At 46.1% G+C, this 17,742-nt stretch carries 13 protein-coding genes; 11 read left to right on the top strand and 2 right to left on the bottom strand.

The window, feature by feature from the left end; genetic code table 11:
• Window positions 1-5: 5 nt before the first annotated feature.
• Window positions 6-1,238 carry an NAD(P)/FAD-dependent oxidoreductase gene (locus ACFOEE_RS02510; RefSeq protein ID WP_377120587.1) on the bottom strand — a complete coding sequence of 411 codons (1,233 nt, stop codon included), beginning with the start codon at window positions 1,236-1,238 and terminating at the stop codon, window positions 6-8.
• Window positions 1,239-1,564: 326 nt separating this feature from the next.
• Here ACFOEE_RS02510 and dapA point away from each other — a divergent pair, with 326 nt between their 5' ends.
• From dapA to ACFOEE_RS02465, 9 genes are all read left to right on the top strand, one after another.
• Window positions 1,565-2,503 carry a 4-hydroxy-tetrahydrodipicolinate synthase gene (gene dapA / locus ACFOEE_RS02505; RefSeq protein WP_377120585.1) on the top strand — a complete coding sequence of 313 codons (939 nt, stop codon included), beginning with the start codon at window positions 1,565-1,567 and terminating at the stop codon, window positions 2,501-2,503.
• Window positions 2,504-2,507: 4 nt separating this feature from the next.
• Window positions 2,508-3,509: a 4-hydroxyproline epimerase gene (locus ACFOEE_RS02500; protein WP_377120583.1), complete on the top strand. Its 1,002-nt coding sequence runs from the start codon at window positions 2,508-2,510 to the stop codon at window positions 3,507-3,509.
• Window positions 3,510-3,533: 24 nt separating this feature from the next.
• A complete protein-coding gene (locus ACFOEE_RS02495; protein WP_377120581.1) occupies window positions 3,534-5,018 on the top strand; it encodes an aldehyde dehydrogenase (NADP(+)) in 1,485 nt (494 codons plus the stop codon).
• Between the two features lie 155 nt (window positions 5,019-5,173).
• Window positions 5,174-5,842 (top strand): GntR family transcriptional regulator, encoded by a 669-nt coding sequence (locus ACFOEE_RS02490; RefSeq protein WP_377120579.1) that lies wholly within the window; start codon window positions 5,174-5,176, stop codon window positions 5,840-5,842.
• A 374-nt stretch (window positions 5,843-6,216) separates the two neighbouring features.
• Window positions 6,217-9,216 carry a TonB-dependent receptor gene (locus tag ACFOEE_RS02485; RefSeq protein ID WP_377120577.1) on the top strand — a complete coding sequence of 1,000 codons (3,000 nt, stop codon included), beginning with the start codon at window positions 6,217-6,219 and terminating at the stop codon, window positions 9,214-9,216.
• 106 nt (window positions 9,217-9,322) lie between these two features.
• The gene (locus ACFOEE_RS02480; RefSeq protein WP_377120575.1) at window positions 9,323-10,354 is read left to right on the top strand and encodes a proline racemase family protein; all 1,032 of its coding nucleotides are present in this window, start codon (window positions 9,323-9,325) and stop codon (window positions 10,352-10,354) included.
• A complete protein-coding gene (locus ACFOEE_RS02475; protein ID WP_377120573.1) occupies window positions 10,351-11,436 on the top strand; it encodes a M24 family metallopeptidase in 1,086 nt (361 codons plus the stop codon). Before ACFOEE_RS02480 ends, ACFOEE_RS02475 begins: the two co-directional genes overlap by 4 nt.
• The gene (locus ACFOEE_RS02470) at window positions 11,437-12,411 is read left to right on the top strand and encodes an ornithine cyclodeaminase family protein (RefSeq protein WP_377120571.1); all 975 of its coding nucleotides are present in this window, start codon (window positions 11,437-11,439) and stop codon (window positions 12,409-12,411) included.
• The gene (locus ACFOEE_RS02465; RefSeq protein ID WP_377120569.1) at window positions 12,399-12,815 is read left to right on the top strand and encodes a hypothetical protein; all 417 of its coding nucleotides are present in this window, start codon (window positions 12,399-12,401) and stop codon (window positions 12,813-12,815) included. The genes ACFOEE_RS02470 and ACFOEE_RS02465 overlap by 13 nt, the downstream gene beginning before the upstream one ends.
• Window positions 12,816-12,901: 86 nt before the next feature.
• Here ACFOEE_RS02465 and htpX read toward each other — a convergent pair whose 3' ends face one another.
• Window positions 12,902-13,768, bottom strand: a complete 867-nt coding sequence (gene htpX / locus ACFOEE_RS02460) for a protease HtpX (protein ID WP_377120567.1) — start codon at window positions 13,766-13,768, stop codon at window positions 12,902-12,904.
• A gap of 394 nt (window positions 13,769-14,162) precedes the next feature.
• On the opposite strand from htpX, the gene rimO reads away from it, so the two are divergent.
• A complete protein-coding gene (gene rimO, locus ACFOEE_RS02455) occupies window positions 14,163-15,569 on the top strand; it encodes a 30S ribosomal protein S12 methylthiotransferase RimO (protein ID WP_377120565.1) in 1,407 nt (468 codons plus the stop codon).
• 209 nt (window positions 15,570-15,778) lie between these two features.
• Complete coding sequence (locus tag ACFOEE_RS02450; protein WP_377120563.1) at window positions 15,779-17,392, top strand: ABC-F family ATPase; 1,614 nt, start codon at window positions 15,779-15,781, stop codon at window positions 17,390-17,392.
• Window positions 17,393-17,742: the final 350 nt, after the last annotated feature.

Genomic DNA, 17,742 nt, shown 5'->3' with positions numbered 1-17,742 from the left:
GACTCCTAAAAACGGTCAATTCGATATGGGTGAAGTGTAATACGCGGGCTGCGTCTTTGGATACAATCTGCGACCAGTTCCGCCGTAATGGCTCCTTGTGTTAAGCCAAGATGCTGATGGCCGAACGCAAAATGAATATTTGAATGCTTGGGACTAGTGCCTATCACTGGCAAGGAGTCAGGCAATGAAGGCCGACATCCCATCCAAGTGCTGCTAATGGTATCGCCAGCAAGCGTGGGAATAAGAGCTTGCGCATGGGGTAGCAATACTTGAGCGCGTTGGTGGTTTTCTGGTGCGTTAAGTCCGGCAAATTCAACTGTGCCTGCAAGGCGTAAACCCATTGCCATAGGTGTGATAATAAATTGCCTGTCCGCTGACGCGACGGGGCGAGTGATTGGATTTGCGCAGTTGAGCATGGCGTGATAACCGCGTTCGGTGTCCAAAGGCACATTAAAGCCAAGTTGTTTTACAAGTGGTTTACTCCAAGCACCGGCGGCAATCACCAACTCATCAAAGCGATGTTGTTCGTCATCCACTGTGGTAACTATGACACCTTGTGAAGAGCTGTAAATGTGCTTGATGTGTGCTTGGTTAAATTGAACTTGGGCACTATCCAGCTGTGCTTTAATCGTAAGGCAGAGCGTATGAGGATCGCTACTGTGTGCAACTTCTGTAAACCATAGTGCTTGCTGAACATTTCGCCCTAATTCAGGTTCAAGTGCTTGAATTTCTTGGCCACGTAAAACTTTTACTGCAACACCTTGAGCGCGAAATTGCGCAGCTAACTTATCGACCAATGCGAAATCTTGATGCTCAAAGGTTAAAAGACTGCCATTGGCGTTTATTAAGGTTGCATAGCTCTCGCCAAGTAAGCGCTGATAGGCGGGCAGCGCAGCTTCATTTAGCGCTCGCAACGCTTGGCTGTGAACGACAAAATGGCGTTTTTGCATATTCAGTAAAAAGCGCCAAAACCAAGGGAGTGCTTTACCTAAGTAGCGCCAATCGAGGCGCAGTGGTCCAGTTTTATCAAATAACATCCGCGGTAATTTAGTCAATAAGCTAGGTTCAGCTAACGGAAACACTTGCTCCGTCGCAAAATGCCCCGCGTTGCCAAACGAGCAGCCCATAGCAACCCCTTTACCATCAAAAAGGGTGACTGCTATACCGCGTTTGGTGAGTTCCAAAGCGGTACAAAGACCGATGATCCCAGCACCTATTACAGCTACGCTCTGTGCCATTTCATTTACTCCAAACTAACAATTCTAAGATTGCATCAGCGGCAAGTCGCACTGATAAAATATTTTTTTAAAGCAAATAACTATATTAAAACAATGGATTACATAGCCATTTGCACTTTTTTCACTGCGCTCGTAAATTAACTAAAAAGTTAATGTTGAATATTGTATACAATATGCCTATTATGGCAAGTATAAAACGTAAGCAAGATAAATTCGTTGTCAGTTTAGTGTTCATTGCTGCCAGTTGTGCTTACAGCCAATAGCGCGAATAACTAAAAGACAGCATCACACAATCGCGGTATCGCGTTATAAAGAGGAAAGTAGTCATGGCCTTAGCGCAATTAGCTAACCCAAGTTTAAATTGGCACGGTGTATATCCGGCCGTTACCACGCAATTCAAAGCAGATGGCAGCATAGATTTCCCTGCGACGGCAACAATGCTTAATGCCATTATTGAAGATGGTGTCCATGGCATTATCGTTATGGGCACGGTAGGAGAAAACTGTCAGCTACGCGCCGAGGAAAAGCGAGAAGTATTACGCCAAGCTAAACAAGTGGTAGCGGGTCGCGTGCCGCTCATCAGTGGTGTTGCGGAAACGTCTACGCAACTGGCGATTGAATATTGTCAGGATGCCGAAAAAATTGGTATCGATGGCCTGATGGTGTTACCGGGTATGGTTTACCGTGCGACTGAACGCGAGGCAATTTACCACTACCAGCAAATCGCAAGAAACACCCGTTTACCAATTATGGTTTATAACAACCCTGTCACTTACGGTGTTGATTTAGGTTTAGAGAGCATGGCGGTATTAGCGGAAGAAGCGAATATTGTCGCCATCAAAGAGTCGACAACTGATACCCGTCGTATCACTGAATTGGCAAACACTTTTGGTAATCGTTTTACGGTGTTTTGTGGTGTAGACGATATCGCTCTTGAAAGTATGATGCTGGGTGCGCATGGCTGGATCTCAGGGCTTACCAATGTATTCCCAAAAGAATCTGTGGCGATATATAAATTAGCGCAGCAACAGCGTTATCAAGAAGCGTTGGAAATTTGGCGTTGGTTCTTACCTCTGTTGCGCCTTGATACTATTCCAACCTTAGTCCAGTGTATTAAGTATGCCGAGCAGTTGGCAGGACGTGGCACAGAAACGGTGCGCGCACCGCGTTTACCGCTGACCAGTGAAGAAAAGTCAGCAATTGACCGGATGTACGACCATGCCATGACAACGCGGGTTGACCTTAGTAAATTCAACTTGGATTAACGCTATGCGTAAAGGTACATTTTTCTGTATAGATGGTCACACTTGCGGAAATCCTGTACGTTTAATCACCAGTGGGCACCCAGTATTACAGGGTGCCACTATGAGTGAAAAACGTCAGCATTTTCTTGCTGAGTATGATTGGATCCGCACCGCTCTAATGTTTGAACCGCGTGGTCATGACATGATGTCAGGCTCATTTATTTATCCCCCTAGCACGCCAGATGGCGACGCCGCAGTGTTATTTGTCGAAACTTCCGGCTGTTTACCTATGTGTGGGCATGGTTTGATTGGCACCCTGACGTTTGCATTAGAGCAAGGTTTAATCGTTGCTCGTACACCGAACCTACTGAAAATTGATACGCCTGCAGGGCGGGTGAACGCCGAGTTCCAACAAACTGCTGGTAAGGTCGATTGGGTCAAGCTCTTCAACGTACCCGCGTTTTTGGCCTATCAAGATATCTCTATTACCGTACCTGAACTTGGCGAGCTGACAATAGACATAGCTTACGGCGGAAACTTTTACATTATCGTAGAGCCGCAAGCGAACTTCCCCGGGATTGAGCACTGGAGCGCGGCGCAAATTTTAAAATTTAGTCCGTTAGTACGTACGCTCGTCAATCAACAGTTGGCGTGTGTACACCCGCTCGACCCAACGGTAAAAGGCGCTTCGCATTTGCTTTGGACTGGCACCCCAACGCAAAGTAACTCGCATGGCGCCAATGCGGTGTTTTATGGCGATAAAGCGATTGACCGCTCGCCATGTGGCACTGGCACCAGTGCGCGCATGGCACAGCGCCACGCGAAAGGCTTGCTTGCTGTGGGTGAGCAGTTTGTCCATGAAAGCTACATAGGGAGTCAGTTTATTGGCAAAGTGGAAGGGGTGACGGAGCTTGCGGGCAAGATTGCTATTTTGCCAAGTATTCAAGGCTGGGCACGCGTTACCGGCCATAACTGTATCACAGTCGATGACGATGACCCTTATGCGTACGGGTTTCAGGTCATTTAACCGAGCTTATATTTGGAGATTAACGTGCAACTAACTGGATACTCATTTATTGCAGGACAGTGGCAAGGTCACCCAGAAGCTGGCCAGTTCTATGCTTTTGAACCTAAACACAATCGCTTTTTAAACCAAGCTTATTGTAATGCTACCGCTGCGCAATTAACCTATGCTATCGATGCTGCCCAACAAGCCTTTTTAACTTATCGCAAAGCCACAAGTGCACAGCGAGCAACGTTTTTAAACACCATAGCGGATGAAATCATGGCACTTGGTGATGCGCTTTTGGACATCACCCATCAGGAAACCAATTTACCGCTTGCGCGTTTGCAAGGTGAACGTGGCCGCACCGTGACTCAGTTACGGGCATTTGCAACCGCACTGAATGCGGGGCAAGCAACGCTAATTGATGCCGCTGAGCCAACACGTGAGCCATTACCCAAACCACGCCTTGAATTGGCAAAACTGCCTGTTGGGGTCGTTGCGGTATTTGGTGCGTCTAATTTCCCGTACGCGTTTTCGACCTTAGGCGGCGATACTGCATCGGCTTTGGCAGCGGGTTGCCCCGTTGTGGTCAAAAGTCATACGGCTCATCCGGGTACTAGTGAATTGATGACGCGTGCCATTGCCACCGCCATAAGTAAATGCGGCATGCCAAATGGCACTTTTTCTATGATCCAAGCCAAAGATTATGCGATTTCGCATCAACTGGTGGCACATCCATTTATCAAAGCGGTGGGCTTTACTGGGTCATTGAATGTGGCACAAAAACTGATGGCAACAATTCAAACGCGGCGTGAAGTTATCCCGTTTTATGGTGAGCTTGGCAGTATCAATCCGCAATTTGTATTGCCAGAATTGGCTGCTACTGAGGGTAATACGCTCGCCGCGGCGCTGGTGCAGTCCATGCTGATGGGTAATGGTCAGTTTTGTACCAGCCCTGGTGTGTGGCTTATTCCAGAAACTGCATGTGAGCTACTAAACCAAGCGCAAGCGCTGGTCCTGAAAAGCCAATCTGATACTTTGCTAACGCCGGCCATTACTGCCAGCTATCAGCAAGCGATTACAGCTCGGGCACAAATGCCCGGTGTGCAGCTATTTGCCCGTGGTGAATTATTGGCACCATATCATGGCGAAGCCGTCTTGTTTAAAACCACCTTAGCTAATTATCTTGCTATACCTGCGCTACATGAAGAAGTGTTTGGCCCACAAGCTGTGATTGTTACTTACCGAGATATAGCAGAGCTGGCGCAATTTATTGCGGTGTTAGAAGGGCAGCTCACGGCCAGTATGCATGGCAGTCACGCAGATTTAATCCAGTTCAGTGCATTGGCGGAACAATTGCAATATCAGGTTGGACGCCTTATTACCAATCAAATGCCAACTGGGGTTGAAGTCAGTCCTGCGATGAATCACGGAGGGCCTTATCCATCATCGTCAGATGTGCGTTGTTCGTCGGTGGGGCTTACTGCCATGCAGCGTTTTCAGCGGCCGATTTGTTATCAGGGCGCTTAAACCGATTTCCCTACTCGAAGCACAATCCAGCCAAGGAGGCATGATTGTGCTTTTTCGATTTTTGGTTAAGCGTTTATTTATCCACCAAATTAGAGTAGGCGCGTTAGGTGATTGATGTATAATGTATGCGTAGCAAATAACAATAAGAGTGCAATATGGCGATTGAGCATAAAACCAGAACACAACTGGTCGCAGAAGCTATTCGGGAAAAAATCTTAACGGGCGAAATTAAAGCGGGTGAACCTTTGCGCCAAGCCGCTTTGGCGACAGAGCTTAACGTGAGTCGTATTCCAGTACGTGAAGCGTTATTGCAACTTGAAGCTGAAGGCTTGGTCAATTTTGAAGCGCATAAAGGTGCGACAGCAACACAATTAAGCGCCGATCAAATCGATGAGATTTTTGATTTACGCGCTTTATTGGAGGCTGAGCTACTCAGGCACTCAATTCGTAACTTGACGCCGCGCGACCTGCTCGAAGCTGAAGCGATATTGTATGATCTAGAGGCCGCAACCACAGCGGGTGATACACAACTTGCGACGGGTAAACTAAACGCGGAATTTCACGGTAAGCTTTACAGCAAAGCAAACCGTCCACAAACTCAAGAGTTGGTTGACGTCTACAGTAAAAACTCAGAACGTTATGTGCGGATGCACATTTTGCTTGCTGGCGGTATAAAAACCGCACCTGAAGAGCACCGTGAATTACTCGAATTATGTAAACAACAAGACGCAGACAAAGCTTGTGCGTTTTTAAAACAGCATATTAAAAGTGCCAAAGAAGACATTAAGCAACTATTGCTAAAAATGGAAAGCCAGCCTAAGTAATCGCGTTTTTTGCTTGTCTACCATACAAGAGACCTTAAGGTCTCTTGTATATACATTAAATCCCAAAATACCTTCTTTAAAATCAGCCTATTGGCTCAACATGTTAGAAGTGCTCATCGCCTTTGAGCTCACTTGCGTTTACACAACTTCAGCTGTAAAAATTTGTATATACAAGTTTTTACAGTTCATCTGAATTTTCCATTCATTTTTCAACTATATAAAAGTCAGTGAAATCAATTCCATACGAACATGATCTAAAAATAATAGTTTTGTTACAAATAAATGTATAATAAATATTGTATACAATATTTAATTTATGTATCTTTTGCTCATCAACAGTGTTCGACATCAACAAAAAACAACTAGGACGAAACATGAAGAGCAATAATGATAGACGTTTTAAACCCGTGCGTTCTTTGGCCGCAACTGCAATTGCAATGGCGTTGTCTGGTGCCTTACTGCATGCTGGGGTTGCTGCTGCAGCCGATGGCAACAGTTTGGTCAAAGGCCAAATTACCTCGGTAGAGGGTAACAAGTTAATTGGCGCTACGCTCACCTTTACACACAAAGCCAAAGGCTTGAAATATACCGTTTCCACTAATGGTGACGGCGATTACATACTGCGTAATTTACCTGTGGGCGAGTACGATGTAGCCATTATTAAAGATGGCTATGAGCAGGTGGTGCAGCAAAATGTCACAGTCGCGATTGGTCAGGCAATTATTATCGATGCCGCAATGCAGCAAGCGGGTAGTAACATGGAGCGTATTGCGGTAACGGGCGCTGCTATTCGCCGGGTTGATATGGCTTCTTCAACTTCTGGTATCACCTTAACTGATAACGACCTTAAGCTTATGCCGGTTAACACGGGTTTTGAGAATATGGCGCTGATGGCACCTGGTACAGCAACGCCGGGCGGCTCTAACTTCAAAAACGCCTCGAGTTTTGGTGGTGCTTCGTCTGCAGAAAATGGCTACTATTTTAATGGTTTGAACGTCACTAGCATTCGTACTGGTCTTGGTGCAATACGTTTACCTTGGGAAGCCGTCGCGCAAACACAAATTAAAACCGGTGGTGTGAGCCCTGATTTTGGTGGCGCTATGGGGGGCATTATCAATGCAGTGTCTAAATCGGGTGAAAATGACTTTAACTTTGGGATTGAAGCGCGCTGGGACCCTGAATCATTAGACGAAAATCACGACTCTATTTACCAGCACAATGGCACCATAGATACTAACACTCAGCAAGATAGTTACGACTTCAAAGAGTTTCAGGTATGGGCAAGCGGTGCATTAATTGAAGACCAACTATTTGCTTATGCGCTTTTTGCTCCGCGTCGCGAGGAACAAACGTGGGCTGATCAGACAACTTACACAGCGCGCGACCGTGAAGAAGACCGTTGGTTTGCCAAGCTTGATTGGTTTATTAATGAAGACCATGCCATTGGCTTCTCCGCGATGAATAACAAGCGGACATGGACGAAACAAACTTCACGTTACGATTGGCAAAAAAATGAAATCGGCGAGCGCCAAGGTGTCGATGCGCCCGGTGAAGATGGCGGTAAAGTCTATAGCTTTAATTATAACGGCTATTTAAGCGATACCTTATCAGTCACTGCGGTTATAGGTCAGGTTACAGAAAACGTTGAAAACGTGGTTGCATCCGCAGTACCAGGAGTATGGGATTATCGCGATGGAACTGTAACCCTCAGTCAGCACACCGCCTCGTCTGTGACGGAAGAAAAGTTCACACGAGATCAAGCGCGTATCGACTTTACTTGGGATTTAGAAGCCCACTCAATCCAATTTGGTTTTGATCACACTAAAGTTAAGGTTAAGTTCCATGAGGGGCAAAACGGCTTAGGTGATGCTGAAGGTTGGTGGTCAATTAAAAATGCTGGCGCAAATGATGTATCCGGTGCGGCGCTCGGTCAGTCGTTTATCGAACGCCGTGTACGTACGCGCGATGTCGACTCTGACGTGACCGCACAAGCAATTTATATTAATGACTCATGGCAAGTGACTGAGCAACTGGTACTGAACTTAGGCGCACGTTACAGCAAGTTTGAAAACACCGTTTCTGATGGTCGCGCGTTTGTTGATTTTGACAACCAATTTGCACCACGCTTGCAAGCGATTTACGACCTTAGCGGCGATGGTAGCAGTAAAGTGTTTGCTACATTTGGCCGTTACTTTCAACCTGTGTCAGCCAATATGAATATTACCCAAGGTTCAGCTTCGGTTGAGTGGTTCGAGTATTTCGCCTTAGATCAAGTGGACTCTGCCGGTCATCCGGTGATCACTGGCGACGGCTCGCCAAGTCGTGGCGCAATGTTACGTGACCGTCGTTGGCGTCAGCGCGGTATTACTGAGCCCGGTTTAATTGCTTCAGCATCTCTTAAGCCTATGTACTCAGACGAATTCACATTAGGTTATCAAACCGAAGTGTTTGACAACATGTCTGCGGGCGTGCGTGCCATTTATCGTGACTTGCGCCGCAGTACAGAAGACACAGATGTCGCTCCTGTACTTGCGAAAAAACTTGCTGCTATGGGTATTACCGACAATGTTGGGCAAGGTTCGTATTATGTACTGAATAACCCCGGTGAAGACATTACTATGTCTTACGATTTTGACGGCGATGGCACCATAGATAATGTGGTGTTGAGCGCAGAAGAATTAGCCTTACCTACGCCTAAACGCCGTTATTTAGCTATGGAGTTTACTTTAGAAGGTGCTTTGACTGACGACATTAACTTAAACGCGTCATACACTTGGTCAAAAAGCTACGGTAACACTGAAGGTCTAGTTAAAACGGATAACGATCAAGCTGATCCGGGTTGGACTACGTCGTATGACTACGGCGATTTAATGGATCACAGTTACGGCAACTTGCCCAATGACCACCGTCACGCGCTTAAAATATCAGGCACTTATCGTATCAACGACGACCTAACCTTAGGTTTAGTTGCGCGTACCACATCGGGACGACCAAAAAGTTATCTGTCGGTCCATCCAACTGGGGTAGACAGCTGTGCGACGGGTTCACCATGGGATGATTGCGTCAGTGTGTATTATGACCATGCCTCTCACTATGACGAGCACGGTAACCCAGCACCACGCGGCTCTGCAGGCACATTACCTTGGGCGACCAATATCGACATGTCGTTGGCATACAAAACGGATTTGTTTGGAAACGAGCTAACTTTAAAAGGCACTGTCTATAACTTGCTTAATGCTGATGCCGCACTAGACGTCAACGAAGAGCGTACTGTGTACGGTGATAATGGCGTTGAATTAAACCCTAACTACGGCCTTACTGAGATGCGCCAATCCGCACGTTCAGTTTCTTTAGTAGCGCGTTTAACATTCTAGTTTCCCTGTGATTGTTTGGTACAAGGAAGTGCCAGTTGTTGTGATGCCAGTTATCGTCGTCCGTAAGGGGGAAGGTAGGTCTGGCATTTTTAATTAGGAGCACAGAGTGCAAGATTTCTTAACACTATTGGCTGGTCAAGTGGAGCGCAGCTTACTGTCTAGAGAAGCATGCTGGCAGACTATAGATATGCACACTGCGGGCGAGCCGTTACGGGTGTTTGTAAGTGGTTTTCCTGTACTTGCGGGTTCCAGCATCTTGGCAAAGCGCGCAGATGCCAAAGCAAACTATGATCATTTACGCACCATATTAATGTATGAACCGCGTGGCCATGCTGATATGTATGGCGCTTGGTTGGTTGCCAGTGAACGTGAAAACAGCGATTTTGGTGTGTTGTTTTTACATAACGAAGGTTATAGCACTATGTGTGGTCATGCGATTATCGCACTGACGCAATTGGCATTGAGTTGTGGCTATAAAACCACAGGGGAATGGCTGCGTATTGATACACCTGCAGGGCAAGTGCAATCAGTGAGCTATGGCGATTACGCCGAGTTTCTTAATGTACCAAGTTTTGTCTATCAGTTAGCTTTGCAAGTTTCGTACCACGGACAAGTTTATCGCTTCGATTTAGCCTATGGTGGTGCCTATTACGCCTTTATCGATGCTGATGAATATGGCCTTTCGCTTGCTATGGATAACCATGCAACACTTAAAACACTAGGTCGGGCACTTAAGGCAGCGATTGCTGATGCTTACCCAATAAGTCATTCGGGAGATGAAGCCCTAGGTTTTCTGTATGGGGTTATTTTTACCTCAACTACACAATGTGACAAAGCCCATCATTCTCGACAAGTGTGTATTTTTGCTGACGGCGAATTAGACCGCAGTCCAACTGGGACGGGAGTCAGCGCCAGAGTGGCGATTTTGGCGGCTAAAGGGACGCTTTTGCCACAGCAGGAAATTAGGATTGAAAGTATTTTGGGCTGCCCGTTTAGTGTCAGTTATAGTGTGCCGCAAGATGACCCAACTGGTCGCACTGTACTTCCGAAAGTAGCGGGAACTGCTTATATTACCGGACAACATACTTTTTATCGTGATCCGGCCGATCCGCTCTCACAAGGGTTTATTTTCAAATGAATGCGATGTATCTAGAACGTCAACGTAAAGCACAAGCGCTACTGCAACAACGTGAGCTTGATGCACTTTTAGTGTTAGGTTACGAAAATATCCGTTATTTAACCGGCTATAGCGGCAACGCCGCTTATTTGCTGTTAACACCACAAGAAAACATTCTCATCACTGATTACCGTTACTACCAACGTGCGTTGCAAGAAACCCATGGTGCACTGGTAGTTGAACGTGACCGTGAGGCAGAAAGCTTAGGTGCGTGTTTACAGCGCCATTTTGCCAAAGGTGTGGTCGGTTTTGAATCAGCTAGTGTAAGCGTTGCAGTTTGGCAGGATATCGCCAACACCTTAACTGGCTGGCAATGCCAAGCTTGTAATGGCTTGATTGAGTCTTTACGCACAGTAAAAGAACACTGGGAAGTGGCGTCGATTAGAAAAGCGGCAGCCATAGCTGATGAAGCCCTAGCAGAGACATTAAAGCTAGTTAAAGCGGGAGTGGCTGAGCGCGATTTGGCCATAGAATTGGATTATCGCATGAAGCAGCTTGGCTCAGATGGTGTGAGTTTTGACACCATTTTGCTATTTGGCGCGCGCTCAAGTCTGCCGCATGGTAAGCCGGGCGATACGCGCTTACAGCATGGCGATATGCTGCTGGTGGATTTTGGTGCAGTGGTGAATGGTTATCGCTCGGATATGACCCGCACTTATGTACTGGGTGAAGCGTCAGCTAAGCAACAGCATATCTTTGATGCAGTATTTGCGGCGCAGCAAGCCAGTTTTGCGCTTCTTAAAGCGGGTACGGATTGTAAAACGCTGAACGCGGCGTCAGAGCGAGTTTTGGCTGAGTTTGGCTATAGTGAATTTGCGGGTAAAGGGCTTGGTCACGGTGTTGGGCTATTTTTACATGAAACGCCGTTTATCAACCGTAGCACTGACTATCAATTACAAGCGGGTAACGTAATTACCATTGAACCGGGCGTGTATATTCCTGCGCTTGGTGGTGTGCGTTTAGAAGATGACGTGCTTATTACTGAACAGGGTTTTGAGTTTTTGACTCATGCCCCTAAACAGTTTGTGCTGCAAGGAGGGTAAATGCAGATAATTACGGCATCACAAGTTCACCAGCATTTGGCCTTTCCAACCGTGCTGAACAAACTCGCACAAGGTTTTGCTGCACCAGCGACTATGCCACAGCGGCAAATATTTGAATTAGATTCAAACCCGCACAATCATGACGCCTTTGCGGTATTACCAGCGTGGAATGACGAGGTGATAGGGGTAAAAAGCTTTACTTATTTTCCTGATAATGAAGCTTCTGGTTATGCGAGTTTATATTCAAAAATTATGCTGTTTTCGCGTGCGCATGGCGAGCCATTAGCCTTAGTTGATGGCACCAGTGTAACGCTCTGGCGTACCGCTGCGGTGTCGGCGCTCGCAGCAAGCTTGTTGGCTAAACCTAATGCTAAGCATTTGGTGTTGTTTGGTTCAGGAAAATTGGCGCCTTTTCTTATTCGCGCACACTTGGCGGTGCGTCAATATACTCAAGTTACTCTGGTGGCGCGTAATCACGCTAAAGCGGCAGCTGTAATCACTATCCTTGCCAACGAATTTAGTGGCGTTGAGTTTGCCTATGTCGATCAGGCGGATGAAGCACTAATTAGCAGTGCCGATGTGATTTGCTGTGCAACGGGGGCGCGCAGTCCGCTATTTAATGGCGCATGGTTAACGCCAGGTTGCCATGTGGACTTATTGGGGAATCACCATAAAGAAAGTCGTGAATGTGATACCACTACAATTATACGCGCGAGCGTTTATGTTGATAGCCGCACCAATGTACTGAATGAAGCAGGGGAGTTATTAATCCCTATCAAGGAAGGTGTGTTTAGCGCCGCGCAAGTGAAAGCAGAGCTGGCAGACATGTGTCGCCAAGCACCAAATCGCAGTGCGGATGAAATCACTGTGTTTAAATCTGTGGGCACGGCACTGGCGGACTTATTGACCGCGCATTTGGTGTTAACCTTATGCCAACAACAGGATAAAGCCGAGGCCGCAGCATGTTTAGCCTAAATGGATATTGGTTGGTATTGTGCTCAGTGCTGTTGGTATTAGCCGTGTTACCTAGTTGGGTGAAAAGCCGTAAGGCGTTTAAAAAACGTAAATGGCGCAGTGTAAAACTAACGGGCTTAACGCGGGTCAAAGCGGCTAAAACAGGCCCATTAGAGCTGTTATCTGAGTCGGGTTTATTAGCGCAGTTTGAATATCAAGGTCAGCATTACAGCTGTCAAATGGCGTTTCGCGATACGCTTTGGCAACGTTTTCAAGCTAAATTGGATACCCATATTTGGGTTGATCCAGATAACTTACAGCAATGTCACCATAATGCACAACAAGCTTATCGCTACAGTAAATTATGGTTGTTGTCGGCGTTATTGCTGATGTTGTGCGCAGCGTTAGCTGCACTTACAGCTTGATGCAGCATGATGAGCGGTTATTGATATTCTTGTTTAGCAACAAAAAAAGCCTTGGCATGCCAAGGCTTTTTTAATCTAAATGAGGATTAACGTAATGCGTTAATACGCTCTTCTAACGGTGGGTGAGAAGCAAACATATCGGCAATGCTCTTACCTGATGCGATACCAAACGCCATCATTGAACCTTCAAGTTGCGATTCATGGTTGTGGCGTAAACGCTCAAGTGCAGCACGCATTTTATGTGCGCCAACTAAGTTCGCGGCACCACGGTCAGCAGCAAACTCACGTTTACGGCTAAAGTAAGCCACAATCATAGAGGCTAAAATACCGAACACCATTTGGAAAATCATATCAAAGATAAAATAAGTCCAGCTGTGGCCTGAGCTTTCGCCTTCTTCGTTGCTATTGAAAAAGTTGTCTACAATGCCTGCCAATACTTTAGAAATGAAGATAACAAAGGTGTTTACCACGCCTTGGATAAGCGTCAGCGTCACCATGTCGCCATTCGCAACGTGGCATACTTCGTGGGCAAGTACGGCTTCAGCTTCATCTTTGCTCATGTTATGCAACAGACCTGTACTTACCGCAACCAAGCTATTGTTTTTACTTGGGCCAGTCGCAAAGGCGTTCATTTCTGGGCTGTCGTAAATCGCGACTTCTGGCATAGCAATACCAGCTTGTTGCGCTTGACGTTGAACCGTTGAAACTAACCAATGTTCTGTTTCGTTACGTGGTTGCTCAATTACATATGCGCCAACAGATTTTTTTGCCATCCATTTAGACATAAGTAGAGAGATAAACGCACCGCCGAAACCAAATACGGCTGCAATCATCAGAATGCCGCCAAGGCTACGATTAGAAATACCGAAAACACTCATTAGGATAGATAGCACTATCCCCAGAACAAGCATCACGGCTAAGTTGGTGATGAGAAATAATATGACTCGTTTCATGATAAATAACCCTAGTTTAAAATTAGTTGTCTTAACTAAGTGCTCCGTACCCATGTTTGTCTGTAAGCACCCAAGTTGTTTTTATTGGTGCCCACGACATGCGCTGCACGGTTCACACCGAGCCTTTTGCTCATCCAATTGCACTTTAAGTTTTAACAAGCACACAGATGAGCGAGCCAAAGCAGTTACTTAAGCCAAGTAACAGTAGGTTATCCCAAGTATTCCCAGTGCATTTATAGGGGCAAGTCTGATAAAAAACAAGGGGGATGGGCGCAATTCACGCTTTTATGGTTTTTTTGCGCGACATTTATACATTCTCTATGTCCCATGCTTCCTTGCCCGCAAGGCTTTAGGTATAATTTGTCTCTTCGTCGTGGTAACAATGAGCAAGTAAATGACAGTAGAGCAGTTTGACCCAAAACAAACCACCACTTTGGAAACCGCTAAAAAGCAGTTGGATGCCGGTGTTGCATCAGGCGCTGACAAGCTAGGTTCAAAGGTTGGCTTTGTTTCGTTAGGGTGTCCAAAAAACTTAGTAGATTCTGAGCGCATCTTAACGCAGCTTCGTACAGAAGGTTATGAAGTGGTCAGCAGCTATCACGACTCTGACGTGGTTATTGTTAACACCTGTGGTTTTATCGATAGCGCAGTGCAAGAATCGTTAGACACTATCGGTGAAGCACTCAAAGAAAACGGCAAAGTAATTGTAACGGGCTGCCTTGGCGCGCGTGAAGACGAAATCCGTCAAGTGCACCCAAATGTATTAGGTATTACAGGCCCGCACGCCTATGAAAACGTCATGGAGCATGTTTACAAATACACTGAGCGCCCTAAGCGCAATCCATTTTTGAGCCTAGTGCCAGATCAAGGGGTGAAGTTAACTCCCAAGCATTATGCTTACTTAAAAATATCAGAAGGCTGTAACCACCGCTGTACGTTCTGTATTATCCCTTCAATGCGTGGTGATTTAGTATCTCGCCCAGTAGGTGAAGTGCTAACCGAAGCGGAGCGCTTAAAGCAAGCCGGCGTAAAGGAGTTATTGGTGATAAGCCAAGACACCAGCGCTTATGGCGTTGATGTTAAACACCGTACTGGTTTTTGGAATGGCCAGCCAGTTAAAGCTGATATGCTTCATTTGTGTAAGACACTAAACCAATTAGGTATTTGGGTACGCCTTCACTATGTTTACCCATACCCACATGTGGATGACGTTATTCCATTAATGGCGGAAGGTAAACTGCTGCCTTATTTAGATATCCCGTTCCAGCACGCCAGCCCGCGTATCCTTAAACTGATGAAACGCCCAGGCCAAGCAGAGCGCACCTTAGAGCGTATCAAAAAATGGCGTGAGCTTTGTCCAGAGCTTGTGATCCGCTCTACTTTTATCGTGGGCTTCCCAGGTGAAACGGAAGAAGACTTCCAAATTCTCCTAGATTGGCTAGAAGAAGCGCAGTTAGATCGTGTGGGCTGCTTTAAATACTCACCAGTTGAAGGCGCAAAAGCTAACGAATTGGCAGATCAAGTACCAGAAGACGTCAAAGAATCGCGTTTTGAGCGCTTTATGTTGAAACAACAAGCCATCAGCCAAGCACGCTTAGCGAAACGCGTTGGTACAGTGATGGAAATCTTGATTGATGAAGTGGACGAAGAAGGCGCCATTGGCCGTACTTATGCTGATGCACCAGAAATCGACGGTTTAGTTTACCTCAACGGCGAAACCTCATTAAAGCCGGGTGATGTAGTCAAAGGCCTAATTACAGATTCTGACGAGTACGACTTATGGGCTGAGCTGCAAAGCTAAGCTTGCAATTGCCGAATTAATAAAGTGCCGGGTTTCCCGGCATTTTTGTTTAAAGAGCCAATTTATTCACTTAATCGCCCTCAAGAGCCATGCGAAGCTCGACAGCAGTCACACTGCCTCTGTATAATTCGCGCCCTTAAATACCGTACTTTTATTCTTAGCGCAAAGACAAGTAATTGTCGCGCTAAAGCCTAGCTTAGGAATTGATTTTGATCTCGACCTCGAATATCACCATGCAGTTTGGTGCAGAACCATTATTTGAAAATATTTCGGCAAAGTTTGGTAACGACAACCGTTATGGCCTAATTGGTGCCAATGGTTGTGGTAAATCAACCTTTATGAAGATCCTAAGCGGGGCGCTAACGCCAACCTCAGGTAACGTTTCAATTGGCCCCGGCTTAAAGCTGGGCGTGCTAAGCCAAGATCAGTTCGCTTTTGAGCAATACAGTGTTATTGACGCCGTGATCATGGGCGACAAAGCCTTGTGGGACGTTAAAAAAGAACGTGACCGTATTTATGCTTTGCCAGAAATGAGCATTGAAGATGGCATGAAAGTCGGTGAACTAGAAAGCCTCTATGGTGAAATGGACGGCTACAGCGCCGAAGCGCGCGCGGGCGATATTTTGCTTAAAGCGGGTATCGAAGAAGAACTCCATTTTGGCTTGATGTCACAAGTAGCACCGGGTTGGAAGCTAAGGGTACTTTTGGCGCAAGCGCTATTTGCCAACCCAGATATTCTGCTACTTGACGAACCGACCAACAACTTGGACATTCATACCATAGGTTGGCTTGAGAACGAGCTTAACCAACGTAAATGCACCATGATCATCATCTCGCACGATCGTCACTTCCTAAATGCGGTGTGTACGCACATGGCGGATATGGATTACGGTGAACTACGCATTTATCCAGGTAACTACGACAAGTTTGTTGAAGCCTCAACCCTTATTCGCGAGCAACTATTAGCGGGCAACGCCAAGAAGCAATCTGAGCTAGACGAATTACAAGACTTCGTAAACCGTTTTGGTGCCAACGCCTCTAAAGCCAAACAAGCCAGCTCGCGGGCTAAACGGATGGAAAAAATCACCTTAGATGAAGTCAAAGCCAGTAGTCGTGTTGCGCCGTATATTCGCTTTGGTGAGGGCAAAAAATTACACCGTCAGGCACTGATTTTAGAAAATTTTGGTCATGGCTTTGATGGCGAAACGTTATTTGCTAATGGCGACCTGATCCTTGAAGCTGGTTCACGCTTAGCCATTATCGGTGAAAACGGTGTAGGTAAAACCACTTTCTTGAAGTGTTTAATCGGCGAGCTTGAAGCCAATCACGGTGTGGTAAAATGGTCAGAAAATGCCTCAATTGGCTATTGCCCACAAGACAGCTCGGCAGATTTCGACAACGATCTTACTTTATTTGACTGGATGTCGCAGTGGCGCACGCCTAAGCACAACGACCTGATGGTACGAGGCATGTTAGGACGTTTATTGTTTACCGCTGATGATGCCAATAAAAAAGCCAGTAACTGTTCAGGTGGTGAGAAAAACCGTTTGTTGTATGGCAAATTGATGATGCAAGACAACAACGTGCTGATCATGGATGAACCAACTAACCACATGGATATGGAAGCCATCGAAGGGTTAAACACTGCCCTTAAACATTATCAGGGCACATTAATCTTTGTTAGCCACGACCGCCAATTTGTTTCATCACTTGCTACTCATGTAATTGATATTAAAGACAAGCAAGTGGTTAACTTCCAAGGTACATTCGATGAATACCTTGCAAGCCAAGCTGAAAAATCCGCACAGCTTGGAGTGCGTTAAGCGCAAGATAACGAAGAGGCAGCGAAAGCTGCTTTTTTGTTTCCAGCCCTAAACCAACTACTTCAGTAGTTGGTAATCATCAATTAGGCTTAGCCTTTAAATTTATGGCCTTAGATTGAATTAGCGAGAGGTGAACTCTCCCAACAAAGGCTTTTTACTCTGTAGGCGCGAGGTTATGTTGCGCTTATCTTAGGTAATACAGTGGCAGGAACACACTAAAGTCGATAGCGCCCCTTCAAGGAGCTAATGCAAAGCCACCTTCTTTAGAAAGTGGAGCCTTTAATTTTTGGTTACTCGCTTTTGTTTGTTATGCTGGTTTTTAATAAAAATCGATTTAAAATCAATGTTAT

The sequence above is a fragment of the Pseudoalteromonas fenneropenaei genome (assembly GCF_042643375.1).
In the GTDB taxonomy this organism is placed as follows: Bacteria; Pseudomonadota; Gammaproteobacteria; order Enterobacterales; family Alteromonadaceae; genus Pseudoalteromonas; species Pseudoalteromonas fenneropenaei.
The sequence above is the reverse complement of the archived record's forward strand: the minus strand, read 5'-3'. Positions and strand labels throughout refer to the sequence as shown.

Excerpts from the sequence above, each read along its gene's own strand:
- ACFOEE_RS02510 (WP_377120587.1), bottom strand. The coding sequence starts at position 1,238 with ATGGCACAGAGCGTAGCTGTAATAGGTGCTGGGATCATCGGTCTTTGT.
- dapA (WP_377120585.1), top strand. The coding sequence starts at position 1,565 with ATGGCCTTAGCGCAATTAGCTAACCCAAGTTTAAATTGGCACGGTGTA.
- ACFOEE_RS02500 (WP_377120583.1), top strand. The coding sequence starts at position 2,508 with ATGCGTAAAGGTACATTTTTCTGTATAGATGGTCACACTTGCGGAAAT.
- ACFOEE_RS02490 (WP_377120579.1), top strand. The coding sequence starts at position 5,174 with ATGGCGATTGAGCATAAAACCAGAACACAACTGGTCGCAGAAGCTATT.
- ACFOEE_RS02485 (WP_377120577.1), top strand. The coding sequence starts at position 6,217 with ATGAAGAGCAATAATGATAGACGTTTTAAACCCGTGCGTTCTTTGGCC.
- ACFOEE_RS02475 (WP_377120573.1), top strand. The coding sequence starts at position 10,351 with ATGAATGCGATGTATCTAGAACGTCAACGTAAAGCACAAGCGCTACTG.
- ACFOEE_RS02470 (WP_377120571.1), top strand. The coding sequence starts at position 11,437 with ATGCAGATAATTACGGCATCACAAGTTCACCAGCATTTGGCCTTTCCA.
- ACFOEE_RS02465 (WP_377120569.1), top strand. The coding sequence starts at position 12,399 with ATGTTTAGCCTAAATGGATATTGGTTGGTATTGTGCTCAGTGCTGTTG.
- htpX (WP_377120567.1), bottom strand. The coding sequence starts at position 13,768 with ATGAAACGAGTCATATTATTTCTCATCACCAACTTAGCCGTGATGCTT.
- rimO (WP_377120565.1), top strand. The coding sequence starts at position 14,163 with ATGACAGTAGAGCAGTTTGACCCAAAACAAACCACCACTTTGGAAACC.